Origin of the sequence: Gluconobacter roseus (assembly GCF_046058915.1) — a bacterium.
GTDB classification, from domain to species: Bacteria; Pseudomonadota; Alphaproteobacteria; order Acetobacterales; family Acetobacteraceae; genus Gluconobacter; species Gluconobacter roseus_A.
Window position 1 is genome coordinate 1,545,952 of record NZ_CP175538.1, and the last position, 25,374, is coordinate 1,571,325.

Consider the following 25,374-nt stretch of genomic DNA (forward strand, 5'->3'; position numbering starts at 1 on the left):
CTTCAGGGCAGGAAACGATACAGGATACAACCCTGATACCCTGTCCCACCGCTGGAAGCCGTTCCATCAGTCGTTGCTGAATAGGAACCGCCGCCACCTGCACCATAGCGTGTAGCGTTTCGGCCTCCCTGGTTGCCGCAACGTCCTGCGCCGCCCCATGGACCATCGCCGCCATAGCCGGAGAATGTATAGGCATTGCACTGCCCATCTCCGCCGGAAGTGCCGCTCTGGTTCCAGACCGTTCCACCAGAGGCATTCCCGCCAACGCCACCGGCCGATCCGGTTGTGGAATAGAACGTTCCGCCCTGACCGCCTTCAGCCTGAAGAAGTGTCTGTCCATTGTAACTTACGAGAGACGTGCCACCCGTTTGCTCAGATGCACCGCCATTTCCAACAGTAATGGCAAGACCATTTCCCTGGGTCGGGCTGACAGCATAAATGCCCCAGGCGTCTCCGCCGCCGCCGCCGCCTGCACCTGAAAAGGAACCGGTTGTCGTCATGGCCTGCGAGGCAGCTCCACCACCACCGCCGCCGATAGCGCGCAATTCCACCCTGGATGCCCAGGCCGGAACGGGAACCGAGCCATTCCCGGTCACAAGCGTCATGGGTTCCGTGGATGCCTTGAGGAGTGCCTGTGTTGCCAGTTCAGGAATCGTTGGCCAGAAAACCTGTCCCGGCTGAACCGTCACACCCGCGAGACTGCTGGCTCCCTGTGGAACCGCAATCGTATAAAGCGCGACAACATGTCCTCCCGCCGGAGTTGCTGGAGGATTGGTAGCCACAACCAGCGTGATGATACCCGATCGCCGGACAGGAAGCGCCCCACCGGAGTTCTGGATACCAGCCTGTGTCTGAGACGGATTGCTGGCATTGAAGAATGGCAGCACGGTCGGGTCAGCATCCTCTTCGGAACAGATGGCATATACCGTGTAGGTATTTCCCGTCCCAGGCATTGTGACAGTCTGCGCCGCAGTGCTGCAGTACTGGCATGTCAGAGCGGTCGTATCTGCGCCGAGGCCACCACCATTTCCGCCAATGGCAGAAACATCCATGACGCCGGGCGCCACGATCGACCCCGCATTCACTGTCAGGCTCAGATCACTGACAGACGCGGAATATCCCAGTCCGGAGGCTGCCGTGACGTTCGGGCCATAAAGCATTGATGCCAGGTTTCCCAGCGCAGCCTTGGTGTACCGCCCTGCACGCAGAAGATCCGTATCAAGCGGGATCGATCCCGCATAAACGATTGCCCGATCCATTAACTTTTCACCTTGATCCAGCCGGTAACGCCCATGGCTGCCGTCTGGTCGACGGCGCGACAGACTGCTGCCAGATCCGCAGCTTTTCCCAACTGTGTTTCTACAAAAAACTGGCCACCCTGAAGGCTGCCATACCGCAGACCGGATGCCCCATAACCATATCCCCCGCCCATGGCTGGAGATGAAGCACAGGCAAGAGCATGACAGTCAGCGGCGTTCAGTGTCTCGATGATCACCGGCTGCACACCGGTTGCCGCTACGATCGCGTTTGTCACGGCCTGACGTGTATTGCGTTCGGCGAACAGGGAAGTCCTGATCCGCTTCCGATAGACACCGTCCGTCTCGGATATCTGTCGCACCAAGCCGCTTTCGCCAAAATAGTCATCAGCGGCCATATCCAGAAACGCACCACTCATCGTGGAAAGGCGCATCTGCTGCGAGCATTCCAGCATCAATTGCCAGATCCCGGCCAGAACAGCCCCAAACCCTGTCAGAAGAGCAGCCAGTACCGGCGCAGCCTCTTCCTCCAGCCCCTGAGGCTCAGGCGGGAACCATCCCTTTGGCAACAGCCGTCTCAACCGGCCCGCAAAATCCTCTGCCGATCCTGGCGCCGGACCTGTATCGAAAAGGATACTTCCATCCGATGCCCGAAGAATATTCCGGTCTTCATCATAAAGAATGCCCATGCCATCAACCCCCGGCCTGGGCAGCACTCATCAGCGGGATACGATAATCCGCGCCATTGATATTGATGTGCAGGAAACCACCATCAGCGACACTCGGCATTGTAGCGCCTGCCCCCGTGACCGGTGATGTGATCTGCAGTTCTCCACCACTTGCCGGGAAAAGACCCAGATTTCCGGAACCACCCGTCCCTTCCTGGACATACAAACCCGCCGCCTGCATTCCGGCACCAGCCTGCACCTGAAGCGCATTGGTCGGATTCTCCATTGTAGCGATCGAGAAAAGCGTTTCCCCTTCGATATTGGCAAACAGAATTCCGTTGTCGGTAAATTCCTGCCGCGTCCCATTGGAGCGCTCGGTTACTGTCGAACGGACAAACGCGCCTACATTGGCACCCGCAACGCCGGAAACGGTTTCAGGCGTATGCCACTCAACAGCATGATTGCGGGCCAGGGAGACAGCCGATGCATATCCGGAATCTTTCCCGTCCGTCCCTGTCAGGGATTGCGCCCCGAAGACAATACCCGTCTGCCAGGAATTCGGATTAGATACGAAAACCATTCCTGCCGCGGCATCCGAGGTTCCGGACGTCTGGCCACCGCCTGCACCAAGCTGGATCCCGTACACGCCACCACCGACATTCGGCGCATAAGGCGTTGACTGTCCGACGGCAAGACCACCAAAATTGACTGCCTCAAGCTCCATTCCGAAAGTAGGCTGATAATCCACACCCGCCATGCGCCATGCCTCGCCATAATAGGCATAGGCAGTCGTGGTCGTGGGATTGGACGTGTCATCGGAAATTCCCCATGACGCCACTCCGATGCTGCTCGGCTGAAACCCGAGAACCGAAGAGCCCCTCAGCGCATCGGACGTCCGTGAACCGGCTACAAACGCGCTGTTGCCAAACTGCGCAACGGAGGCGCACTGGGCATCCTGCAGGGCCCATGGACCAATCGATGTTGCTGCCATGGTTTCCGATAGCCAGTCATTCTGCGAAGAACTGGCACGGTCACTCAGAGCCGGATTTTCTGCCGCAACACCAACCAGAAGCCGGTCCGCAAAGCGTTTTACCTGTGCGCCCTTATCCGAATAGAACTGACCACTGGCCTCAACGCTGACAGGTGCTTCGATCACCTGCGCCACAGTAGCTGTAACCGTCCTTGTTCCGGTAGAATCCGCCAGAATAAAGACCTCTTCGCCCGTCAGGGCGTCGAGTTTCGGATATGTATTAAAGACAGCCATGAGAATTCCTCATCCCTACCGATAGAGCCAGATTCCGAATCCTCAGCCCTGAGTGACATTGATCTGAATGTTTCCGACAACCAGAGCCTGGTTGCCGTTTGCAGGAATATCGGCCTGCCCCCCGTTCAGACGGACATTCAGAACCGACGTCACGGAAACGTCTGCACCGGCATAGGCCAGATAGGACAGGCGGCTGTACGGATAGCCATCGCCTACCGTCATCGACGCAATATCCTTTGCCACAACGGACTGAATGGCACTCTGCGCCTGCTGTACCGTTACGGAAGACGGCACCACCACATCCATGGAGACATCCACGCTCAGGACCCGAGGCGCCTGCACACCGAACCCGACCCCGAGCGCCCGAACCGAATCAATAACCTCATAGACCTCCGACAGCAGCTGATCCGAAGGAACCCCGCTCCCATCGTTGACCACGGCGGTGAAATACCCGCTCCGCGCCAGCCCTGCCGCATCAAGACCATCCCGCAGGGAGTAACTCAGATCCGTCTGCACATTCGCAATGGCATTCCCGACCGCTGCACGACTTGCGGACGCCTTTGCTGCCAGCCAGAGCGGAAAACGTGCCCTCAACTGGCTGTCCGTCTCCTGATCAGAACCATTGAGAAAAGGGGCCGTATTCGTCACGGTATCAAGTCCCGATACCGCAGTGCCCATAAGACAGATCGCGCCAGCCGAAACATTCCCTGCCGATCCGGCCACCTGACATGACACCGGGACAGACAACGTGGAAACACCCGCTGCCCGCACATACCCTCCGGCAGACGCAGACCATGTCGGCAGGGACTGGTCCTGCGTCACGACAAACGAAATTCCTCCCACAGTCCGTACAATGACGCCAGGCGGCACAACCGCCGACTGCTCGCTGGCCATAAAAGACGTAAACGTCACAAGCCCCGTCGCAGGCGTACCCGGCAGCCGGGTCATGCCGAAATCATTGACGAAACTGTCGCAATCGGAGCCCGTAGACGTCGCCAGACGGCTCCGCAGCAGCGACTGCAGCACCAGATACTGCAACCACAGGCCAACCCCGCCCACACTTTCCATCAGAGCCCGCGCAGGAGAACCGATGGACACATCCAGCAACTGGGAACAGGAGGCCTGCGCTGCTGTCACGGCTGTGGAAACAGTCGTGGAAAAGGAACGTAAGGAGAGAGACATCGCATCCTCTTGGAGCGGTTCAGTAACGTGCCGCTCTCATTATTTCAGTAGGAAAAAGACAGGCTCTGCTGCTGACCGGATCCGGCATCGACATAGGAGACGTCGCATCTGCAGACGCCGCTCCCTTCGTCCGTCACGGTTACAGTCACCGCCTGCGATGAATCCACGCCGGCATCCGCCTGCACCTGCGCCTGAATGACGGATTCCATGGCTTCCGGAGCGATAACCTGGCCAACCATGAGCGGCAGCCCCACTCCATAATCAAGCTGCCAGATATAATCCCCCGGCACGGTCAGCAAACGCCTCAGCAGGCTCTGCCGCGTCAGTTCTGTCCCGGAAACCGTCCCAAGTCCGCCAGAGTTCAAAACCAGATCATTTCCAAAAATATGTGAAAGAGCGATCATCCAATCGGCCCTCCCGTATTCTGGCTTCCTGCCAGATGGACATGCCCGTTAAGGGAGTGCTGGTCCGTCCGCACATCCCCACCCGAAACCTTCAGCCCGGCGGAGGTCAGCGTCATGGCTATTTCTCCCACGGAAAAACTGATCTCCCCATCCCTGAGAACCAGCCGCACATTACCTGCCCCCGCAGCAACGCCACTCGGCCCGATATGCAGCCACCCAGCCTCGGAAGATATAGCACCCGACGATCCGGAAGATGAGACTGGCGGGCGCCCACAACCGCCCCTGACCAGCAGTTCGCCAGGCTGGGCAGCAGAGCCGGTGAACGGAGAAACAGGTGCCATTACGACGGTATCAAACACACATCCCGTCACAACCAGATGCTCGCCGTCCCCTTCAACCGGCTGCAGAACAACATGCGTTCCGGGCGAAGACGGACATGCTATCCGCAGATCCCCCGCATGAACGCCACCCGCATCCGGTATCCAGCCGGTCTCCACATTTTCAGGCTGGATCCGGACTTTCACGGCATGGTTGACAGGATCAACGGCCGAGACAATCCCAAACATCGTATGCGCCGTCCGGCCCTGCAGCACAGCGGCATCAAACCGGGCATCAGTCATGCTTCCCCTCCGCGATCCCGCAGAACAACCTGCTGCACAAATCCCTTTTCCACAGAAAAACGGGAAATAACCTGATCAATTCCCAAGGTCTTTTCCTGACTGCCAGTCGAGACGGTCATGAAATTCCGTGGCGCAATACCAATGACGCCTGGAATCCTGATCCGCACGGACAGGGCATGAGCAGCAATCCGCGCATGTTTGCCACGAGCCAGCCGCTGCAACTCATCCAGCCGCCGTTCAGGAACACGGAATGTATGGATACTGGCATTTCCCGCCGGTGCATCCTGAGAAAATGAAACACCATCGTAATAGACCTGCGTCGTGCTTCTCTGCCGTGAATCCCACGACGCCATATGCACAACGACACCGGATAAAAGCTGAAGGTCCCGCGCAACACTCGTCTCAAGAACGGCATGACGCATATCCGTCACCTGCGCGCCCGCATCAGAAGCAGAGCCCAGCGGCTGACAGATAAGGGACGTTCCTTCTGCGTAAAGATCACAGTACGCATCCCGTGCAATCGTAAAAGCGAGATCCGCCGCTGTCTGGAACCGGTGCTGCCCCATGAGAGCACCACGTTTATGCTCGATCTGCCAGAACTGACCGGCCATCAGCGTGGCCTGATCTGAAGGCAGCGAAATCGTCGCATCCAGCCCCGCAGCCTGCGCCATGATTTCAAGAAGTTCCTGCTGGGTATGGTTGAGCCAGGCATCCTGAACCCGCAGATCCATCAAAGCCGCCAGCGCATCCCGGCATTCCATTTCCAGACAGGCATGTTCAGCCGCATATTCGATATGATCCAGCCGCCCCTCGAACAGCGTTGTCCAGGACGAACTGACGCTCTGGGTATTCTGCATCTGAAGCGTCACCCATTTCCGCGCCGGCTGCTCCACTTCAAACCACAGGTTTCCCTGTCCCTGATTCCGGACTGCAAAACGCAGCGAGGCAACATCACAGGTTTCATACCGGCTGGCATCGACTTCAAACTGCACAAGCGCCAGAACCGGATCAACCTGCCCGTCAAAAAGGACCCGAGCTTCCAGATTCCTGACATTCATGACCCGGCTCCATCCGGCAGACCTGACACCAGATCACGTTCAACCGATGGAACCTTCAGCACGACAGTTTCCGGAATCTTCCCCAGATCCGGATCCGTCATCCCGTTGACCTGCGCAATTCTCCACCACTGGGACGCATCCCCCAGTTCACGCGCAGCCACATGAAACAGGGAAATATCCGCAGCACTGACAATAATATCCTGCATCATTCCCTCATGCGAAAACGGACGGCACAGACGTTTCCTGTCCCTGCGCCACGGCCACATTCGCCGCAGCCCGATTAACCAGACTTCCTGCATCCGTCGCAGCACTCAGAAGTGCGGCGTTCTGACCCAGAGCATTCAGCGACACGCTATTGTCCGGCTGGATAAATTCGACATTCTGTCCCGCCCCGGTAATCACGGACTGCAAACCGCTTCCCGCGCTTTCCAGCCCACCCGCAACAGACGCCAGTGCAGACGGAACCGTGGCAAGGTTCATGCCACTCTGCGCCACACCGTTGACCGTCCCCAGAGCATCCGTCACCTTCGCGGCAAAACCGCCAGCACCGACCAGACTGGCCAGCGGCATGACCTGCCCCACGACTGAAGACACCTGTCCGGCAGCCGTAAACACACCTTCGGAAACGTCCGAAACCACCCCCGAAAAACTGTCCAGAGCACTTCCCACATCATCCCCAAGCACTCCGGACAGAGTGCTCGAAATCTGTGTGGATGCTGTTTCCTGCGGCCTTTCAAGGATCAGCGTATAGGAACAGACAGCCCCTTTTGCTTGGTAGACATAAGTGAACTGGGCGATCCAGACCTGCACGGACAGACCGGCCGCCGAAAAAGTAACCTGCTGCCCCGCCATCCGCATGCGCTCGACCGCCTGCGCCCGCATCTGCGCATCCGGACCAAGAAACCGGCCTTTCAACTCCAGACGGCCCGGATCATTCCCCAGCGCATCAACAACCCGCCCGCCTCCTGGCAGACGATGCACGACGAGCATCTGACGCCCGCCGACCTGCAATGTGTCAGGAACCTCAATTCCTGTCAGAACCAGATTTCCCAGTATGACGGGTGATGACGCTCCCAGCCGCCCTACAGCGCCAATGGCATTTTCTATGTCAGAAAGGCCAATACCCATCAGGGAACATCTCCTCTGTCAGAAAAATCCGATACTTCGGCCCGGATACTGAGGTTGCATGATTTCATCGACACCACTGCCAGAGCGGCGCGCAGTCAGACGGGAACGTCGATTTCCCAGCAGAAAATCAACATGCCCCGCCCCATGATCCAAATGAGCATCCGAGGCCTCTGGCTCATGGTAATGTTCGGAGCCAAGAACAGGCTGATGTCGAGCATGCTCCTGACCGATGCCCTCATGAGACTGCCCGCTGGTCACAGCCCTGCGCACCACCGGCACGTAACTTACCCCGTTGACGATATTGCTCCTGGCGGCAGCCCTGCCTCCGCCCCTCACACCTGTCCTGACCGCTTTGCGGAGAACAGGGGCTCCTGCAGCAGCGTTATGGCGGCGCCGCTTCATCGCTACGGCAGCAATCGGTATTGGACGCCTGACGGCTGCCATACCTCGCGCAATCGCAGGAGCACTCCGCGTCCACGTTCCTACACTCCGCACCGGCTTTTCAACCGGTCGCGAAACCTGCTTCCGAGCAACGACAATGTCCGGAACGATGGCAGCTCTGCTCTTCGTCTTCATCACGCTTGAGACAGGCCTTGATGAAGACTGAACCGACCGCACCATCATCCCTGACCGGAACTTCGTATGTCCGGAAAATAACGGTGCATGAACAATGCTTTCCGCCTTTCGGACAAAAACTTTTCCCGGTGCATCAAGGCCTCTACACGGTCCGGAAAACCCGTTCCCGACTTCCCAAACAGAACGGCCTCGTCCGCGAGACGAAGCAACTTTGATCCGTCTTTTCAAACGAGGCACAGCCGAAACCAGAACCGACCTTCGTGCCATTCCTCTGGAAGTACCGACAGGAAACGTCCTGATCGAGAGAATATTCCGCCAGATGGCCTTCCGCATCATATCTCTCCCCGATAGGACATCATGTCCCAGTCAAAACTGTGCCCGTCCCGCTCTGCGGTAATGACACAGGCCGCCAGACGCCGCGCCCGCGACCATCCCCGCAACACATCCCATGGCACCCCGTGATCCAGCAGATAAAGCATCTCCTGGAACCCGGAGTGCCGGCTCAGTTTTTTGCGACGTCCCGAAGATCCTCATCCGCATCACGCTCGAACAGCGGCGTCAGCGCGGCAATCCCGGCCTTCCCGACGCGACGCGCCAGATCGCGGATTTCATCCTTCGTCTGCGGCATCTGAACCGGCACACCATCGATCGCGGTCACCGAACAGATCATCTCCGCATAACCAAGCCATGCAGAAGCCGAGGCCCCATTGATCGCACTACCCGCTGCTTCGATCAGATCCAGCATATCCGCCGGATCAATCTCGCGCAGCGTCAGACGGCGGTTGTCGGACAGGACAACTTCCTGCGGAAAATCACTCACGAAATTTTCGTCCTCGTAGAAGCAAAGAACTGAACCGTCTGATGGATCATGTGATCCGCCTGCCAGGGATCACTTTTCAGCTGCATGGAAACATTGCTGAATTCCCAGGTGCTGGTCGTGCCATCCGGTTCGGTCACGTACTGATAAATCGTCCCGCTCCCGACCGTCCCAGCATTCCAGTAAGCGGCCTCGACAGCCGCCACCAGATTGTCCAGCGCCGCATTGGCCCGGGCAATCTGGAACGCTCCCCGCCAGCCATTCGGAACATTGAATTCCAATGGCACTCCGTTCAGCGGGTTGGCACGCAGAGCCTGCGTTTCCTGGGCCGCACTGAAAGACGTGACATCCCGCAGATCAACCCGCTGACCATTCCACAGAACAGTAATCCGGCAATCCCGGCCAATGCTGTATGGATTTGCCATTTAGCCGACACTCCCCGATGCAGAGGACACGGTGACAGACGCACCACCCTGCAGATTGACGAAGAATTTCTCGTTGATACCCTGGTAGCGGACCGCCACATCCGCCTGCACATAGCCCAGCGCCGTGCGGGACTGCGGATTGTTGCTCGAATCACAGACCACGCTGTACGGCAGCTCACCATTCTGAACACCCAGAATACCCTGTGACAGCAGCGACGACAGAAAGCCCAGAAGCGTCGAACGAATATCACTGAACAGCGTATCGTTGATCACTTCACCCACATAACCGCCCATGCCGCCAGCAAGCGAAGCCGCGATGTAATTCGTCAGGCGCGTGTAGTTATCACCATTCATGGTGCTCTTGCTGGACGAGTTGTGACCGCAGCGCACCGCCCAGTACGTTCCACCCGGCGCCGGATTACAGATCACATCAATCCCGGCCGTAAACAGGGCAGACAGCTCGGCCGTGGAATAGGTCGCACTGCTCCCCGTCAAACCGGCTTTCTGGCTGCCAACCACACCCGACAGCGCCTTATTGAGACTGGACTGTTCCGGCGAAAGCGCCACCAGCCTGCCACCGGCAAACGCCTGCGGGCTGACAAGCATCATGCCGTTGGTGTCATCATTCCACCACAGCCAGTCACCGAACATCAGCTTGACCGACGCCGCATCCAGCCCACTCGCCGCCTTGACCGAAATGGCATTCGTCACCGTGTCGGACGCCGGCCCCGCCGCGATCATGTAGATCCCTTCGGACGTTCCGAAAGCCGCCTGAGCCGTATAAGACGTGCTGTCCGTCACACCATGCAGCAGCGCCACCGCACAGCCCTGCCCGCGCAGCGCATACATGCCGGTCCGCACCGTGCTGTCCTGCCCGATGAACTGAGCCGTCGTCGGCACACCGCCATCCGTACCGCCCGAAAGCGTCAAACTCGCTGCAGCCACAGCCGGAACCGTCTCCGGAAGCACAACCTTCACCAGCGCATTCAGATCCTGCGCCACAGCCGCCGCAATGGCAGACCAGTCCGCCCCCGCATAGGTCGCCGCCCCCAGATCCGCATGCGTCACCGCAAGCGCATACCCGGAGCCTGTCGCGGTCACGGCCGCCACGATGCCATTACCTACGCTGCCCGTGTGAACAGCCTGGATTTCCACGCCATCGATCGTGCCAGATGCTGCCACATCCGTCCCATCCGTCACGCGGACGACAACAAAGGACGACGCTTCCTGCATGACGGCGATATTGACCGCCAGACCCGCATCCGTCGTCTTATTCTGCTTGGCACCGAACGCCGCGACATAATCGCTCATGCCCCCGATCGGCAGCGGCATCCCCACCGGCCCCCAGCCGGCAGTCCCCACGACACCCAGTTGCGAAGACGACGCGCCCGCCAGGGCCAGCGTCTGCGGCTGGGCAATCTGCACATAAAGATTTGGCACGGTCAGTGCCGTGGTATTCAGCGTTCCCGCCTGATAGACCAGAGACATCCCCGGATCGCTCTCCAAAATGCAGAAAGCGGGCGCTTCCGACAGAAGCCACCCGCTTTCCTGATGAAATTTCAGCCCTTTGACTCAGCCTGTCCGTCAGGCGGCAACCACCGTCCCGAACCGGTCAACACCCAGCCCCGGATAGGACGAAGCCGCCGCCTGCGCCGCAACCGCTGCCTGCATGGCCTCCAGAGCCGCCGTCACTGTCTGGTTTGCCGTGCTTGGCGCCAGAATACCGAAAGACGCCGGAAGCCCCTCTTCGCCAGACAGGTTTCCAATGCCGCACAGCATTTCGGAGGCCCACTGCACCTGCAGGGTATCGAAAACCAGCTCGTAGAAATAATCCCGCCGATACAACGCCTCGTTCTGCATCGTGTCGACGTCTTCCACGCTCTGAAACCGAAGCTGAGCCTCCCGCCCGTCCAGCGTGGTGATCCAGCTCTGCCCCGCCAGCGCCGTATCCAGCACGGACGCCAACGTTTCCCGCGCCGTCGCATCCGCAGTCCAGATCGAAACCCGATAAAGCTGCGCCTGCCGCCGCGTCACCCGCACCGATTGGCCGTACCCCCCAGCATGACCGTTCAGAACCCGTCCCGGCACACTGACCGTCGCCCCGCTCGCCACACCATCCGTCAACGCTGCCGCCAGAGCAGCAGCAACCGTCGCAGGCGTATCCTGCGCCGTCACCGCATAAGCCGCAGAAGGCGCTCCCCCATGCGGCATGTCATCCAGCCAGATCGCCACCACACCCGCAGGCGTAGATGTCCCGGAAAAGACGATCTCAACTGCCCCATCCGTAACCACGACCCCAACTATAGGAACAACCTTCTGCTGCACCCGCCAGGGCTGCCCCAGAGGTTCAGCCCATTCAGGCATTTTCCGCGGCGCCATAGTAACAGTCACGAAATCGATATTGTTGCGGATGTTCTGCGCCGCAAAAAGATCGCTCGGCAACAGCCATCCCCGCCGTAACACCACCTGCCGCCCCGTCACTGAAGCTCCCGACAACCCATCCGGATACAGGACCTGTGCACAGTTATAGGCCAGCGCCAATCCGACCTTGGAGGCATCTGTCATTCTTGTCCTCCCTCAGACCTGCTGAAGCGACATGGTACACCGGATCCCGAACCCGGACATTTCCACCGCATTGACTGTATAAGTCGTACCCAGATCAGTCGTGACCGTCATGTAAGGCGTCAGCACCACCCCGGGTAACAGCGGAAGATACATTATCGACTGTCCCGGCCGCGTCGCCCCCGGCACACCACTGCCCGAAGATTCTCCCTTCGCCCGCATGATGATGGCCGCCGGACAGTCCGAAACCAGTGTCTGCACCGTTCCCGTAACACCGCTAACCGATACCGTCCGGCTACACACCACACACAGGGGAGGCCGCAACGGCTCCACGGACGCCACAAAATACGTCCGACCGCTCGCAACGAGGATATCCGCAACCTGCGTATCATCCCGCCGATCCGTCAGGACATATTCCGTCGGAATGCCCCATCCAATCGGCCGCGCAAACGAAAACCCGGCATCGACGTCAAAAGCCAGCATGGGTTGTGCATAAAGGGTTTCCATCGGTAACAGCCCACCCGAAGGACGATACTGTTCCCCTGAAGCCCCAAGCACCGCCGCAGCCCTCGCATATCCCCTGGAGAGCCTGGCCGCGATCATCGCCTGCTGCACATCGCTCTCCTCAAACCACGATCGCCCGGCCGTCCTGCAACTCCAGCCCGCCCGTCACGCCCAGAAACGCACACAGTCGCCGCCGCCACAGCGTAAACAGCATCACCCGGTCCTGCACTTCCCGACCATTGTGATACCAGCCCGCCGCCCGCGCCGTATCCAGATTGTCCGACGACGCCATAATCGCGTTTTCCAACGGATAAAGCTGCAACAGATAAAGCCGGAGCTGCTGCAGCTCCGCCCCGGACAGACAGTTCATCCGCCATTCCAGCGCTCCTTCAACCTGAAAGAAACGCCAGGATTCCTGATTGCCTTCCCGCGACCCGATCGCTGGATAACCACAGAACCGGCGGATATCCATTTTCTCTCCTTCCGAGAGAATATCCGTCGATAAACCAACCGTTTCGGACATGTCATTCTCCCCGCAAGAGAGGCCCCCGCCTTACAGACAGGGGCCGGAAAAGCCTCAGAACGTCAGACCAAGCGCGTCCGTACCAAGGCTCTCAATCACGACACCACGCTTGAGATAGCTGTTCGTGGCCGTCGGAATAACAGTCATGTCCGCCGTCACGTCGGTCGGCAGCGCAAAACCACCAATCCAGTACCAGGACTGCGCAATGATCTGGCGCAGGCGATCCAGCGGCTCGCGCGTCACCATTGCCACGCTGTCCACCATCTCGATCAGCGCACGCTCGGAATCCGGAATATCGGAATGACCCGTCAGAGCACAGTCACCCTCAATCAGCGCACCCTGACCCAGCAGGAGCGCACGATGAATGGAACCGGAACCCAGAGACGCCTGCTGCGGCGCTTCCGTCGTCGGGATGAACCGTACACCCAGAAGCTCGATCACCTGACCAGAACGATACTCTTCCGAACCATATGCACCACGGTACAGATGCTTGAAATCCGGATCACGGAACAGCGACAGAAGCTGCAGATCATCCAGGTAACAATGATACGCACCATTGATCATCGGCACGTTGTTGCGCCGCAGCGTCGCCACACCAGCCAGAACCTGCTGGATGCCCAACGTATCCGCCAGACCGCTCGCACTGGCCGTCTGCAGCGCCGCCGTGGTCAGACGACCGTTCGGACGGATCACCAGCGGCGCCGTGGACGCCACAACCGCCTGACCTTCCGTGCCATCCGCAACCGACACGGACGCCGAGAACGTCATCTGGCCCGAAACACCGCCCGGCGCCGTGGAGACATTCGTCGCATCCGCCGCCACACTGACCAGCGTATAAACATCACTGCCCACAGTCACGGTCATGCCATTGGTCGCGCTGATCGGCGTCACCTGACCATTCACGATTACGGACTGAAAACCACGGATATCATCGACAGCAATGGTATTGTCAGCACTCCGCAGCGTCGCCGTCACACGCGTGTTGCCCCCCAGGTAACCGCCCACACCATTCTGTACACCGCCAAACAGCGTATTGCGTGCCAGACGATCCAGAGACTGCATGGCCTGCACGCCATTGGTGTTGGCATTGGCCAGGAACTGCGACGCAATCCCCACGCCACTGGTGACCATGTTCAGATCAATCGTATCGCCATACTGGTTGATGGACAGCGTATACTGCTCGACCGACCAGCCGGACGGGCTCAGACCATTGTCGAAATTCGTATTACCCGTCGGGTTCAGCGGCGTCGTCACCGGAGCCTTGAGGCTCTTGCGGGTTTTCGTCAGCGTCTCACCGATGGCATTCGGGAACACTTCACGATCGGCAACCTGCCGGAAACCCAGCCGGGATTTCAGACCATTCTCGAACTCACGGGCCAGAAAACCCTGCTGAATGGCGGCCTGAAGCTGAACAGGAAAATTATCAATGCTCATGTATTTTTTCCGTAAATGTGTTTTCTGAACCCGGCCTGCCATCAGACCCGGTCAAATATCGTCCCGGGCCTCAGCCCTGGGCCAGAAACTGCCATTTGCGCGCTTCATAATCCGCCTCACTGACGGCGCGCGCATTGAACGGTTCGATGCCGCCCGGGCGAGGCGCTGCCTGCCCGACGGTGGTTCCGCTCGAATATCCGGGCCGCAGCACCTCGCCGAACAGATAGGCCCGCTCCTGACGCGCCTGCTGCAAAGCCTCGGCCACACCGACCACGGAACCATCCTCGCCCCGGTTGATCCCTTCCAGATCAATCAGCCGCACGACATCATCAGGATTATGCGCACCATTGCGGATTGCCTCCGCCCGAAGCGCCGCCACAATGACTTCCCGGTCACTGTCCTCCCGTACCCGGGCCAGCGCTTCCTCATGACTGCGCTGAAGCGTCTCCTGCCGTGTCACAACATCCGTCATTTCCTGACGGACTGCCTCAACTTCGCTCCGCGCTTCATTCAGCGCCTGACGCAGAGCCTCCACATCCTCAATGGTGTCATCAGTTCCGGACATCATTCCCCCGTCAACACTCATGCTTGTTCAGAAGCACACCACTGCTCCAGCATTTTCCATTCCGTATTCGGATCAGAATTTCCCGATGCCATCGCAAACATCCGAACCGCCGTCTCGCGGCTCAGAATTCCATTGGAGACCGCCGTCACCAGACCCTGCGTCAGCGACAGCAGCTCCGGATCGGTAGACGGAAACCATGCCGGCCACCGCAAACTCATGCGGCAGTACGGCAGGTCCTTGACCAGCGCTCCCCCGATCCGCAGCCCATTTTCCAGAACACAGGAAAAGCGGCATGCCATCCGGTAAATCGAGAGCAGCGCCCCTTCCCCGTAGGAATGCCGCAGACGATCCACCAGCCAGATCAGTGGCTGACACATCATCTCCATGGCTTTGCCCGACTGCGCACCACCAACCCGGTCGCCATGCGCCCGGTTGCCATGCAACTGCTCAAGCACCACCAGACGCAGTTCCCGATAATGATCGAGCACCGCGCCCGCCGCATTCCCGTTGATTTCCAGAAGCTTGGCATCACCCTCAGGCGGCAGCGTCAGCGCCGAAGCTGCACCACCCTGATGCGCCACCCCATCGGAAAATCCACCCGTCTTCAGGACCAGCGTCGGATCGGACCCGTATTTCAGCCCGCGCCCAGCCTGAGACAGCAGATAATCCGCCTCGATGACCGTATCGATGGCCCGCTCAAACGTGCATTCACCTTCCGGATCACGCCCATAAGGGCCGCCCAGATTGCGCGTCCACACGATCGGCACAAACCCCAGCCCATGCCGCACGGACCGGCTTTCATCCCGGACCCCGCCATCCATCCCCACAAGCCAGGGCACGGAAACCGCACAGTCCAAAGACGTCCAGATCCGCTGCCACCAGAACTGCGCCCCCAGAAGCTCATCCGCAATCGGATAGCCCTGCGCCGCCAGATCCCGCCCCCGGACCAGAAACCGCTCCTCAACCCGAAGCAGCTCCCCCGTCGCATCATCCCAGAACGGCGTCAGATATGCCGTTTCCAGAACCGACAGCTTCGGAACATCAGCCGAGACCTCGAACAGGATCGCAACCGATCCCACCGAGCCCAGCCGCGCCGCTTCCATCAGCAGAGACGCCAGCCTGGTCTGCGAAGCGAACGTGCTCAAGGCTTCTGTCACCCGCGCATCATCCGTCACCAGACCCGGCCAGTGCGTATCCCCGAACAGCAGCGAAACCGACTCATCCACCACCGTCCGGCACAGATTCGTCCGCACCGAAGGACGCCGGCTCGACAGCGGGATGTATTCTCCCGCCCCCGACTTCTCCATCGAGAACGGATGCGGCAGCGCATCATACTGCGTCCCATCCAGAACACGCTTGAGCGCCAGCAGCCGCGCCGTCCGCGCGGACGCACCCGCGGGAACAGCGTAACGCTGTTGCAGGGACAACCAGTCCATGTGTTCTCCATTGTTTCAGGCCGCGATCCCGACCCGGAGGGTCAGTTCAGCGCGCCAGCGAAAATCCAGACGGACTCCAGCCCGTCATGCCGCCACTTCCGGCCAGCATCAGTTCACTCAGCCCCCAGACCATCGCATCCGCCCGGTCCGGAGACCGTGGCCCGCGATACCCGCTGACCGAGAAATGACAGAGCTGATCCTCCAGAGCCGTAAACCGGCCATGATGAACAACCCTGCCAACCTCATAGAGTGCCGCAACCGGCTCTGCGCGCGCCGCCTTGCCCCGCGCCGCCGTCACCAGCTTGACCGAGGCATGCGCCCGCACACTCCGGATCGTGCCCTCTACCAGAGCCCCGCCGAAGTTCCGCTCCGCAACAATGCGTTCAGCACCCCATTCATCAAATGCCCGCAGGGCCCTGGCAGCCCAGCCCGCCGGACTATCCCTAGCAGACAGATCTTCCAGAACATGCCCCACACCAGCCGCATCAACGCCGCAGACCACAATCCCGATTTCATCGGATCTGTAATCTTCCGGTCCCGCAGCCCCCGAAGGATCAACAGACACCAGAATACGCCGCATACGGGCCGCCACATCCGCCCGGCTCTGCGCCGTAATCGCCGCCTCACGCCGGAACATCTCCAGCCGCCACAGCGCGCCTTCAACAACCGATTGATATTCACCATAAAGAAACCGCCGCTTTTCCCGCTCAGGGAGCGCTTCAAGGCTGGCGAGATAATCCTCGCTCAGATTATCCCGGTTGGCCTGCGGATTAAGGATCATCGTCGCATACAGCGACCTGTCCGCTAACGGTTCCCCCGACTTCGGCTCGATCCCGCTTTCGAAAAGCGCATAAAGCCAGTGTCCCATGCTCGGCGGATTGGCATCGATATATTCCTTAACTGCAAGGCCGGTTTTCTGCGCCAGACGCGTCAGAAGCATGTTCCGCGCGCCATAACTGATCTGGCTGGCCTCGTTCAGATAAACCGTCGCGAATTCCAGACCGAGGATCTTCTCGGTCCGATGCTCGTCATCCACCCCCCCGAAAAAGATCGTCGATCCATTCGGGAACGTCACGACACAGTCTTGCCGATCCAGCTTCCATCCGACCTGCGGAAAACACATCCGCATGACCTTTGGAAACGTGTCCCGCAAAACCGACGCCTTCAGCGCCGTCAGCCGATGGCGAAAAATACCATGCCGACTGTCCGGTGCCTTCAGCGCCCGAATCACAACGGCCCGAACCAGAACAAAGGTCTTCCCCGACCGCGACCCACCTCTCAAAAGAATATGTCGCGCTGGCCCACCAAGCAGCCGCACCGCCTCACGCTGCGAATCATTCAGCCTAAAGGGCGTTGTCATCACTGCTGATGCTGATCGAGATCGTTCCCGAACGCCCCTCGGATTCCATACCCGCCCTGAAACGGGACGGACGATGCGCCCGAAGCAGAAACGCCATCAACCCATCGCTATACCGTTTGCGAACAATCGGATTGCCCGTATCCGGATCGCAGACGACACGCCCGGCATACGTAACAGGCTCATCATATCCCTCCACGGCGCGTCGGCGTGCTTCCGCTTCCAGAGCATCCGCAGCCTCTTCCAGAGCCTCCTCCCACCGGGAAGAAAATTCCTTATCCGTATCTTTCCAGAGATATAATGTACTGCGCCGGACCTCAGCGACACGCCCGGCTTCAGAAATATTTCCACTCACAGACAGATGTTCGAGAAATCTCTTCTTCCGTTCCCAAGACTGTTCCCGTCGCAAAGAACATTTACCAGATACGTCTTCATCCATCTGTTCCAACCTTTTCCCCCGGATCGCCCCGAGAACCGGCTTTCAGCCTGCTCTCAGAGAAGCCTCCCTGCGGCTCATCATCATGCCACCGTCCAGCCAGACCGCCCGAACCGGCACATGTCGGAAACGTTCCCGACGTTCCGTTCCCCTGCGCGCGCGGGTCTCCACATCACGCTGGATCTGTTCCCGTTCCGCCCGCACAGCCACACGCGACACAATTTCCGGTGCGACATGTCCGATCTCCTGGGCTGACAGAACCGATCTCTGACAGGGAATGGACCTGCACCGGACATCCAGCCGGGAAAGACCCGCATCCACCAGATCATGCCACTGCAGAACAACATCAGCCCTGTGTACCGGCTCTCCCTCATAAACGAGAGGACAACCCACAAATGAACCGGAATTTTTCTGAATAACAATAAATGTCTGTCGGCCAGACAAAACTACGCTTCCAGAAGAAATTTCACATTTTCCCATAATTCAGGAAACTTCCAAAATAAAAGCCGCTCCCCTTGCGGAAGAGCGGCTTTGGATTTTTATGATGTAATTCCTCAGTGTGTATTTCTTATAATAAAACCGCGCTCGAATAGCAAGCGATAATTTATCGTTAACGAGATTTTTTCCTGCTCTTGTTTCTGGACATCGTTTCATACACATGTGCGAGCTGCTCCAGAAGAAGAGCGCACTGAGCCGAAACCTTCATCCGTGCACGCCCTTCCGACAAAGCCGGATAAAGGTGGCGAGCCATTGCCGAGAACGACATCTCACGCGCCAGAAGCATTTCGAGACGAACATGCGCACACAGTCCAAGCATGTCCCGAATCTGTGTAATCCGTGCAGAACACTGCCCCCGCCCCATCATCCAGGTATGAATATCTCCGCGCTCACGGATACGACCATCAGATGGCGGATTTTCCACAACACCGAGCGACGCAAAAACATATTCGCGATACCACCGGTCAGCCGCTGCGAGTTCATCATCCCCGATATCGCCCGCGTCATACATGGACTGCACCGCATTCACGACCCGGAACGTGTTTGCGACTTCGCGAATATCCGAATGCTGATACCGCTCCGCAGTAGGCTTCACCACAACATCAGGCATTCCACATGCACCCGACGGAGACACGTCCTGCACCATATTGAACATCAGTTGATCTCCATGCCGGCATCACGACCACCCATCGGCTGTAGCCCCGGAAAGACCGGCACCAGGTCCGCACCCCACAGCGCATTCCAGCTCACGGGATGACCGGCAGGAAGCGCCTCAGCCGTTTCCCTGTCCGTCACCATCCGGGTGCGCGAAGAGGACGTTCCGGATGTTTTTCTGGCAGAACGTCCCCGCCCCTTGCGGGCACTGCCCTGCTCAGGTAGCCAGCCATCGGAAGCAAGCATGGCAGCGAGAGCGCTTGCGGAGACCCGACGGGGTACGGAACCTGACTTGACCTGCCTCATCTCAACATCCTTTATCAGTACAGAACTGTTTCCAACTTTGGCAAAATGCCACAGTGTGTGATAAAAAAAACTTCTTCTGGATTTGGCATAAAGCCATTGCTAAAAAGGCCTCATGGCCAAACACAAGCGCCCGGACTCTCTGACTGCACTCCAACGAGCCATCGGAACTCGCATTTCCTGGGCTCGTGAACTCGTCATGCCCAATCAGAGCGAGTGCGCCCGCCTGCTGGGCGTTGACGCTTCGACCCTCAATAAGATCGAACGCGGCGATCGTGCGCCCAGCGTCTTCCTCATTGCGGCACTGTCGAACCGCCTGCGCGTGTCGACAGATTTTCTTCTGAAAGGCGTCCTGAACGGTCGTACCGACGAAGAACTGGCCCTGCGGCTGGCTGCCCTGCACCCAGAACTGGTGCTCCAGCGGCAAGACATGGCTCCGAGCACGGACAGAAACATGTCTTCCGACACACCTGATCCGCCCAAGAGACCAGATGAGGAGATCCATTAGTGACTGTTTCACCGGTTTCCATACGCATTCAGGCGCCCCCCATTCGATACGACACGACAAGCTCGCATCATCGATGGAATGAACAAATCGGAAACGTTGCCGGCCATCAGATCGTCTGAATTCATTGACCGGCTCCCTTCCTTCCCCGTTGATCGCCCCCATGGCAACCACCGATTAACGATAAATTAATGGCACTGTGCCATTGGGTCAAGGAACAAATATGGCTTTGAGCCATTAATACAGGTTTTGGCTGCCTCTGATTTTCCGCATTGCAGCCACAATCGGGGAATGCGACCGTGCTTTTTTCCTGAGATTTTACAGAGAAACTGCGCTGAAGAGTTTCATATTACAGCTTTTTTCAAGCAGCAGCTTCAGCATCAATCTGTACTGTTCAAGTATTGATTTGGAAAAATGCAACATTGTATTTCAGTGGCTGCAAAAATTTTTCCGAAAAATCCTGATGCTTTTTTTCACGATCGAAGCGCCCGGCTGGATATTTTTCCTCGCCGGACGATGCCCTCGTCAGAGAATGCGTGATGGAAGCAGCAAGGCTGCATTCAAAGTACTCACTCCCACTGGAGTGTTACTCGTGAATGACGTCCAGATCTCCGAACCGGGTATATTCCCCTTCGAAATACAGTTGGATCATTCCGGTCGGGCCATGCCGCTGCTTCTCAAGAATCAGCTCTGCCTTGTTGTGCACAAGAGCCATCTTGCGCTGCCACTCTTCTGTCGCAGCCTGGAACTTGTCATTGCTGTCGTAGGCACTGTCCTTGGGCTGACGCTGCTGCAGGTAATATTCATCGCGATAAACGAACATGACCGCATCCGCATCCTGCTCGATCGAACCCGATTCGCGCAGATCCGACAGCATCGGCCGCTTGTCCTCACGCAATTCGACCTGACGTGAAAGCTGGGACAATGCAATCACGGGCACGGAAAGCTCTTTCGCAATCGCCTTGAGCCCCTGCGTAATCATCGAGATTTCCAGAACACGACTGTCAGGCTTCGTCCCGATGGCCGGTCGCATCAGTTGCAGATAATCCACCACCACCAGGCTCAGCCCCTGCGTTCGCGCCAGGCGGCGGCATCGCGTCCGCATGGCGGACAGGGAAATCGCCGGCGTATCGTCGATATAGAGCGGCAGTCGCTGAAGCTCACGCGCAACCCGGACAAACCGGTCAAATTCCTTCTGCCCGATATCACCGCGCCGGATCTTTTCACCCGAAACCTCGGCCTCTCCCGAAAGAATACGGGTCGCCAGCTGTTCGGATGACATTTCCAGCGAGAAAATCGCCACCGATCCCTTGGGTTTCTCTCCGCTGTCCTCAGCATCCCGCAGGATCGAACGCGCCGCCGAGAACGCGATCTTGGTCGCCAGCGCCGTCTTGCCCATCGCAGGACGCCCGGCAAGGATAATCAGATCGGAAGGATGCAGACCACCCGTCCGTTTGTCGAAATCCCGCAGACCCGACGTCAGACCGACCACGTCGCCAGTGCGCTGATAGGCCTTGGTCGCAACACTGACCGCTTCCGTCAGCGCCTTGGTAAACGAGACAAACCCACCTTCCTGGCCCCGCTCCGTCGCGAGCTTAAACAACGCTTCCTCAGATGCTGCAATCTGATCGGAACCATCCAGATCCGGCCGCGCCCCAAAGGCATTGTTAACGACAGTTTCACCAATATCGATCAGCTGGCGGCGCACCCAGGCATCATGGATCACCCGCCCATAATCACCCGCATTGACGATACCCACCATCGCCGTCAGCAGTTTCGCCAGATAGGCCGGACCACCCGCGGCATCCAGAACACCCGTATGCTCGAATTCCGCCCGCATGGTCACGGGATCGGCCAGCTGTCCGCGCTCGATCCGTCGGGCAATGGCCTCATAAATCCGCCCGTTGACCGGGTCGGAAAAATGAGCCGGTTCCAGAAAGTCCGAAACCCGCTCATACGCCTTGTTGTTGGTCAGAATGGCGCCCAGAAGCGCCTGCTCGGCCGCCGTGCTGGACGGCGGACTGCGCCTTAGCAGGACGCCCAGATCTCCATCGTTCGAGGAAGCATCAGAGACGGTCGGAGAGAAATGCGATTCGATCATGTTCACGCTGCCCTTCTAACATCCCGCACCGCGACCAGAAACGGATTACCGCGCGATCCAACCATCCTCTGCCAGAACCACACCCGCCAGATAAAGACTCCCACAGATCAGTACGCGTGCAGGCGCATCCCCTTCGGCCACAAGACGTTCCAGAGCTTCCCTGACAGTTGGACCAGCAATCGCCCGCCCCCCCGAAGCCGAAATGATCTCTTCGACCGGCATCGCCAGATGCTGTCCCGGCTCCGCTACCGCCTGAACCGAAGCCGCCCTCTCAACAATCGGCTTCAGAAACCCTGACGCATCCTTGGTCTGCTTCACACCCGCAATTACATGAACAGGACGGTCTTTCCAGCCATCCAGAACCGTTCCCAGCACCTGACCGGCATCCGGATTGTGTCCGCCATCCAGATAGAGCTCCCACCCGGCAGGAAGCATCTGCGCCAGCGTACCATCCAGTTTCTGCAGGCGCGCAGGCCAGAAGGTTCTGGAAATGCCCTGATAGGCCGAAACCGGCAGACCCAGCCCCGAAACCCGCAATGCGGCCACAGCCAGCGCTGCATTCCCGGCCTGATGCTGGCCTTTCAGAGCCGGCACCGGCAGCGAAAGCATGCCATCCGCATCCCGATATTCCAGACCATCCGCACGCTCGGTGAAGATAATATCCTGCCCGATCACCCGAAGGGGCGCATTCAGTTCCGCAGCCCGACGGCGAATGACATCCAGCGCTTCCGGTGCCTGGGCCGCCGAAACAACCGGTACACCCTCCTTGATGATCCCGGCCTTCTCCCCGGCAATGGCCGCAACCGTACTGCCCAGAAACGCCTCATGATCCAGACTGACCGGTGTAATCACGCAGGCCGCAGGCTTCGGCACGACATTGGTCGCATCCAGCCGCCCCCCAAGCCCGACTTCCAGCACCACCAGATCAGCCGGAACCTGCGAAAACAGCAGGAATCCCGCCGCCGTCAGAACTTCGAAAACCGTAATCGGAGCACCGGCATTGACCTGCTCAACCTTCTCGAGCGCGGCAACCAGAACATCCTCGTCCACAAGCCGCCCCGCCAGCCGGAAACGCTCGGTCACGCTCACCAGATGCGGACTGCTCATGACATGAACGCGCAAACCAGCAGCCTCGGCAATCGCCCGCAGATTGGCACAGGTGCTGCCCTTGCCGTTCGTCCCCGCCACATGAATAACCGGCGGCAGATGGCGCTCGGGATTGCCCAGCTTCGCCAGAAGCCCCTCAAGCCGCCCCAGCGAAAGATCAATCAGCGCCGGATAAAGCTCCTGCAAGCGCGCAAGAACGGCACCCGGCCGTCCCTGATATTCGCCGGACAGCCGAACCGGCGCCCCACGCTCCGCAGTCATCAGGCTGCCGCGTCGGAAACGGTTTTCTGGCGCATCATGATGCCTAGAATCCGCCCAAGCAGTTCCGGCAGTTCGGAGCGCTTGGCCACGATATCGACCATGCCATGTTCACGCAGATACTCCGAACGCTGGAAGCCTTCCGGCAGCTTCTCACGAACGGTATCCTGAATGACGCGCGGCCCCGCAAACGCGATCAGCGCATTGGGCTCGGCAATATGCACATCACCCAGCATCGCGAAAGACGCCGAAACACCACCCGTCGTCGGGTTCGTAAACACGACAACATAAGGCAGACCTGCTTCCTGAAGCATCTGCACACCGATCGTCGTCCGCGGCATCTGCATCAGGCTGACAACGCCTTCCTGCATCCGCGCCCCACCCGAAGCCGTATAGACCACCAGCGGCGCCTTCTGCAGAACAGCCAGACGGCAGGCGGCCACAAAAGCCTCGCCCAGCGCAGCACCCATCGTCCCCAGCAGGAACTCCGGCGCCATGACGGCCACAACAGCCTTCTGACCCTTGATCATGCCATGAGCAACGACCAGTGCCTCATCGAGATGGGACTTGTTCCGCGCATCCTTCAGGCGGTCCGTATAACGCTTGGAATCCTTGAACCCCAGCGGATCGACCGGCATCTTCGGCAGCTCGATGGTGGTGTATTCCCCCCCGTCGAACGTCCATCCCAGACGCTCCTTCGCCGTCGCCCGCATGTGATGCCCGCAATGCGGACAGACCTTCTCGGACCGCTCCAGTTCCTTGGTGAGCATCATCTGCCCGCAGGATTCGCAGTTGGTCCACAGATTGTCCGGCACGTCCCGCTGAAGCAGGCCACGCAGCTTGGGTCGGACGTAGTCGGTCATCCAGCTCATGTCGTCTCGTTACTTTCTGCCCGCCTTCAGGACAAAGGACGGAGTGGGGTTAAAGCCCGGCGAAGGGCTGCATTCTCTGGCGCGTTTTAACGCCCGGAGGCCAAATATGCCAGCCCAACCATCGGCGGGCCCGTCTTATCTCTCCCGCCTGCATCACAAATCATGCCATCTTCCCCGACACGACCCATCACAGCGGACGTCATGTCCGGCATCCGGCCCTTTTCCCGTAAAGGGTCAGACCGACAGACCACGTTCCTGAACGGAGAAGACCATGTCCGACAGTTTCAACACCATCCGCTTCCCCAGCCCACAGGGCCTCAAGCCCGGCTGGTTCATCGGCTTCGGCGCCTTCCTGATCATTCTCGGCATCCTGGCCGCCCTAGACGCCATCACCACCACCTTGACCAGCATGGTCATCCTCGGCGTCCTGATGATCATCGGTGGCGTCGCCCAGGTCATGCAGAGCTTCGCCCATCGCGGCCTGCCCGTCCCGAACCAGTGGCTCTCCGGACTGATCGGCGGCCTTTACATTCTCGGCGGCATTCTCCTGATCGAAGAACCGGCAACCGGCTCGATCTTCCTGACCGCCATCCTTGCAGGCTGCCTGATTTTCGCAGGCCTCGCCCGTACCTTCTGGGCTGGCGGCCACCGCAACAACAGAAGCTGGCTCGCCCTCGCCATCAGCGGCCTTGTCACACTGCTCATCGGCATCATGCTCTACATGACGCTGCCCTGGTCCGGCCTGTGGCTGATCGGCATGTTCATTGCCGTGGAACTGCTCATGGCCGGCGTCGCAACCGTCCTCTTCGGGCTGTCCCTGCGTAACGACGGCGTCTGAATATCCTGTTCCGGCAGGCACCA

General features: G+C 59.1%; 28 protein-coding genes. 3 read left to right on the forward strand and 25 right to left on the reverse strand.

What is annotated here, in order from left to right; all coding sequences use genetic code 11:
- Positions 1-2: 2 nt before the first annotated feature.
- From ACJ2A4_RS07105 to ACJ2A4_RS07145, 9 genes are read right to left on the reverse strand one after another with little or no spacing between them, the layout of a single operon-like run.
- On the reverse strand, positions 3-1,259 hold the full coding sequence (locus tag ACJ2A4_RS07105; RefSeq protein WP_408872289.1) for a hypothetical protein: 1,257 nt from the start codon (positions 1,257-1,259) through the stop codon (positions 3-5).
- Positions 1,259-1,945: a hypothetical protein gene (locus ACJ2A4_RS07110; protein WP_408872290.1), complete on the reverse strand. Its 687-nt coding sequence runs from the start codon at positions 1,943-1,945 to the stop codon at positions 1,259-1,261. The genes ACJ2A4_RS07105 and ACJ2A4_RS07110 overlap by 1 nt, the downstream gene beginning before the upstream one ends.
- 4 nt (positions 1,946-1,949) lie before the next feature.
- Positions 1,950-3,188, reverse strand: coding sequence for a hypothetical protein (locus ACJ2A4_RS07115; RefSeq protein WP_408872291.1), 1,239 nt, complete (start codon positions 3,186-3,188; stop codon positions 1,950-1,952).
- Between the two features lie 42 nt (positions 3,189-3,230).
- Positions 3,231-4,370 carry a baseplate J/gp47 family protein gene (locus ACJ2A4_RS07120; RefSeq protein WP_408872292.1) on the reverse strand — a complete coding sequence of 380 codons (1,140 nt, stop codon included), beginning with the start codon at positions 4,368-4,370 and terminating at the stop codon, positions 3,231-3,233.
- A gap of 44 nt (positions 4,371-4,414) precedes the next feature.
- Entirely contained in the window at positions 4,415-4,774 is a 360-nt protein-coding gene (locus tag ACJ2A4_RS07125; protein ID WP_408872293.1) for a phage tail protein, read from the reverse strand.
- Positions 4,771-5,394, reverse strand: coding sequence for a baseplate assembly protein (locus tag ACJ2A4_RS07130; RefSeq protein WP_408872294.1), 624 nt, complete (start codon positions 5,392-5,394; stop codon positions 4,771-4,773). Before ACJ2A4_RS07130 ends, ACJ2A4_RS07125 begins: the two co-directional genes overlap by 4 nt.
- The gene (locus ACJ2A4_RS07135) at positions 5,391-6,452 is read right to left on the reverse strand and encodes a hypothetical protein (RefSeq protein WP_408872295.1); all 1,062 of its coding nucleotides are present in this window, start codon (positions 6,450-6,452) and stop codon (positions 5,391-5,393) included. Before ACJ2A4_RS07135 ends, ACJ2A4_RS07130 begins: the two co-directional genes overlap by 4 nt.
- Positions 6,449-6,661: a hypothetical protein gene (locus tag ACJ2A4_RS07140; protein WP_174787453.1), complete on the reverse strand. Its 213-nt coding sequence runs from the start codon at positions 6,659-6,661 to the stop codon at positions 6,449-6,451. Before ACJ2A4_RS07140 ends, ACJ2A4_RS07135 begins: the two co-directional genes overlap by 4 nt.
- 4 nt (positions 6,662-6,665) lie before the next feature.
- A complete protein-coding gene (locus ACJ2A4_RS07145) occupies positions 6,666-7,580 on the reverse strand; it encodes a hypothetical protein (RefSeq protein WP_408872296.1) in 915 nt (304 codons plus the stop codon).
- A gap of 292 nt (positions 7,581-7,872) precedes the next feature.
- Here ACJ2A4_RS07145 and ACJ2A4_RS07150 point away from each other — a divergent pair, with 292 nt between their 5' ends.
- Positions 7,873-8,187: a hypothetical protein gene (locus ACJ2A4_RS07150; RefSeq protein ID WP_408872297.1), complete on the forward strand. Its 315-nt coding sequence runs from the start codon at positions 7,873-7,875 to the stop codon at positions 8,185-8,187.
- A 471-nt stretch (positions 8,188-8,658) separates the two neighbouring features.
- On the opposite strand, the gene ACJ2A4_RS07155 is transcribed toward ACJ2A4_RS07150, so the two are convergent.
- The 13 genes from ACJ2A4_RS07155 to ACJ2A4_RS07215 all read right to left on the reverse strand — a co-directional run bounded on the left by ACJ2A4_RS07155 (position 8,659) and on the right by ACJ2A4_RS07215 (position 19,673).
- Complete coding sequence (locus tag ACJ2A4_RS07155) at positions 8,659-8,976, reverse strand: hypothetical protein (protein WP_062455999.1); 318 nt, start codon at positions 8,974-8,976, stop codon at positions 8,659-8,661.
- Positions 8,973-9,398, reverse strand: a complete 426-nt coding sequence (locus ACJ2A4_RS07160; RefSeq protein ID WP_011252772.1) for a hypothetical protein — start codon at positions 9,396-9,398, stop codon at positions 8,973-8,975. Before ACJ2A4_RS07160 ends, ACJ2A4_RS07155 begins: the two co-directional genes overlap by 4 nt.
- Complete coding sequence (locus ACJ2A4_RS07165; RefSeq protein ID WP_408872298.1) at positions 9,399-10,886, reverse strand: phage tail protein; 1,488 nt, start codon at positions 10,884-10,886, stop codon at positions 9,399-9,401.
- A gap of 96 nt (positions 10,887-10,982) precedes the next feature.
- A complete protein-coding gene (locus tag ACJ2A4_RS07170) occupies positions 10,983-11,963 on the reverse strand; it encodes a hypothetical protein (RefSeq protein ID WP_408872299.1) in 981 nt (326 codons plus the stop codon).
- A 12-nt stretch (positions 11,964-11,975) separates the two neighbouring features.
- A complete protein-coding gene (locus tag ACJ2A4_RS07175) occupies positions 11,976-12,575 on the reverse strand; it encodes a hypothetical protein (protein ID WP_408872300.1) in 600 nt (199 codons plus the stop codon).
- A 10-nt stretch (positions 12,576-12,585) separates the two neighbouring features.
- Positions 12,586-12,987: a hypothetical protein gene (locus ACJ2A4_RS07180; protein WP_408872301.1), complete on the reverse strand. Its 402-nt coding sequence runs from the start codon at positions 12,985-12,987 to the stop codon at positions 12,586-12,588.
- A gap of 54 nt (positions 12,988-13,041) precedes the next feature.
- The gene (locus ACJ2A4_RS07185; protein WP_408872302.1) at positions 13,042-14,421 is read right to left on the reverse strand and encodes a DUF4043 domain-containing protein; all 1,380 of its coding nucleotides are present in this window, start codon (positions 14,419-14,421) and stop codon (positions 13,042-13,044) included.
- Between the two features lie 70 nt (positions 14,422-14,491).
- On the reverse strand, positions 14,492-14,989 hold the full coding sequence (locus ACJ2A4_RS07190) for a phage scaffolding protein (RefSeq protein WP_408872303.1): 498 nt from the start codon (positions 14,987-14,989) through the stop codon (positions 14,492-14,494).
- Between the two features lie 14 nt (positions 14,990-15,003).
- Positions 15,004-16,422 carry a portal protein gene (locus ACJ2A4_RS07195; RefSeq protein WP_408872304.1) on the reverse strand — a complete coding sequence of 473 codons (1,419 nt, stop codon included), beginning with the start codon at positions 16,420-16,422 and terminating at the stop codon, positions 15,004-15,006.
- Positions 16,423-16,468: 46 nt separating this feature from the next.
- A complete protein-coding gene (locus tag ACJ2A4_RS07200) occupies positions 16,469-17,782 on the reverse strand; it encodes a phage terminase large subunit (protein WP_408872305.1) in 1,314 nt (437 codons plus the stop codon).
- Positions 17,766-18,134, reverse strand: coding sequence for a hypothetical protein (locus ACJ2A4_RS07205; RefSeq protein ID WP_408872306.1), 369 nt, complete (start codon positions 18,132-18,134; stop codon positions 17,766-17,768). Before ACJ2A4_RS07205 ends, ACJ2A4_RS07200 begins: the two co-directional genes overlap by 17 nt.
- Before the next feature lie 691 nt (positions 18,135-18,825).
- A complete protein-coding gene (locus tag ACJ2A4_RS07210; protein WP_408874121.1) occupies positions 18,826-19,359 on the reverse strand; it encodes a hypothetical protein in 534 nt (177 codons plus the stop codon).
- A gap of 8 nt (positions 19,360-19,367) precedes the next feature.
- Positions 19,368-19,673 carry a transcriptional regulator gene (locus tag ACJ2A4_RS07215; RefSeq protein ID WP_408872307.1) on the reverse strand — a complete coding sequence of 102 codons (306 nt, stop codon included), beginning with the start codon at positions 19,671-19,673 and terminating at the stop codon, positions 19,368-19,370.
- Between the two features lie 196 nt (positions 19,674-19,869).
- On the opposite strand from ACJ2A4_RS07215, the gene ACJ2A4_RS07220 reads away from it, so the two are divergent.
- Positions 19,870-20,178 carry a helix-turn-helix domain-containing protein gene (locus tag ACJ2A4_RS07220; RefSeq protein ID WP_265589056.1) on the forward strand — a complete coding sequence of 103 codons (309 nt, stop codon included), beginning with the start codon at positions 19,870-19,872 and terminating at the stop codon, positions 20,176-20,178.
- A gap of 583 nt (positions 20,179-20,761) precedes the next feature.
- On the opposite strand, the gene ACJ2A4_RS07225 is transcribed toward ACJ2A4_RS07220, so the two are convergent.
- Genes ACJ2A4_RS07225 through accD form a run of 3 tightly spaced genes read right to left on the reverse strand, consistent with a single transcriptional unit; the run spans position 20,762 to position 24,513 of the window.
- Complete coding sequence (locus tag ACJ2A4_RS07225; RefSeq protein ID WP_408874122.1) at positions 20,762-22,276, reverse strand: replicative DNA helicase; 1,515 nt, start codon at positions 22,274-22,276, stop codon at positions 20,762-20,764.
- A 45-nt stretch (positions 22,277-22,321) separates the two neighbouring features.
- Positions 22,322-23,644, reverse strand: a complete 1,323-nt coding sequence (locus ACJ2A4_RS07230) for a bifunctional folylpolyglutamate synthase/dihydrofolate synthase (protein ID WP_408872308.1) — start codon at positions 23,642-23,644, stop codon at positions 22,322-22,324.
- The gene (accD, locus tag ACJ2A4_RS07235; protein WP_062496312.1) at positions 23,644-24,513 is read right to left on the reverse strand and encodes an acetyl-CoA carboxylase, carboxyltransferase subunit beta; all 870 of its coding nucleotides are present in this window, start codon (positions 24,511-24,513) and stop codon (positions 23,644-23,646) included. The genes ACJ2A4_RS07230 and accD overlap by 1 nt, the downstream gene beginning before the upstream one ends.
- Positions 24,514-24,784: 271 nt before the next feature.
- On the opposite strand from accD, the gene ACJ2A4_RS07240 reads away from it, so the two are divergent.
- Positions 24,785-25,351, forward strand: coding sequence for an HdeD family acid-resistance protein (locus ACJ2A4_RS07240; protein ID WP_408872309.1), 567 nt, complete (start codon positions 24,785-24,787; stop codon positions 25,349-25,351).
- The last annotated feature ends 23 nt before the right edge of the window (positions 25,352-25,374 follow it).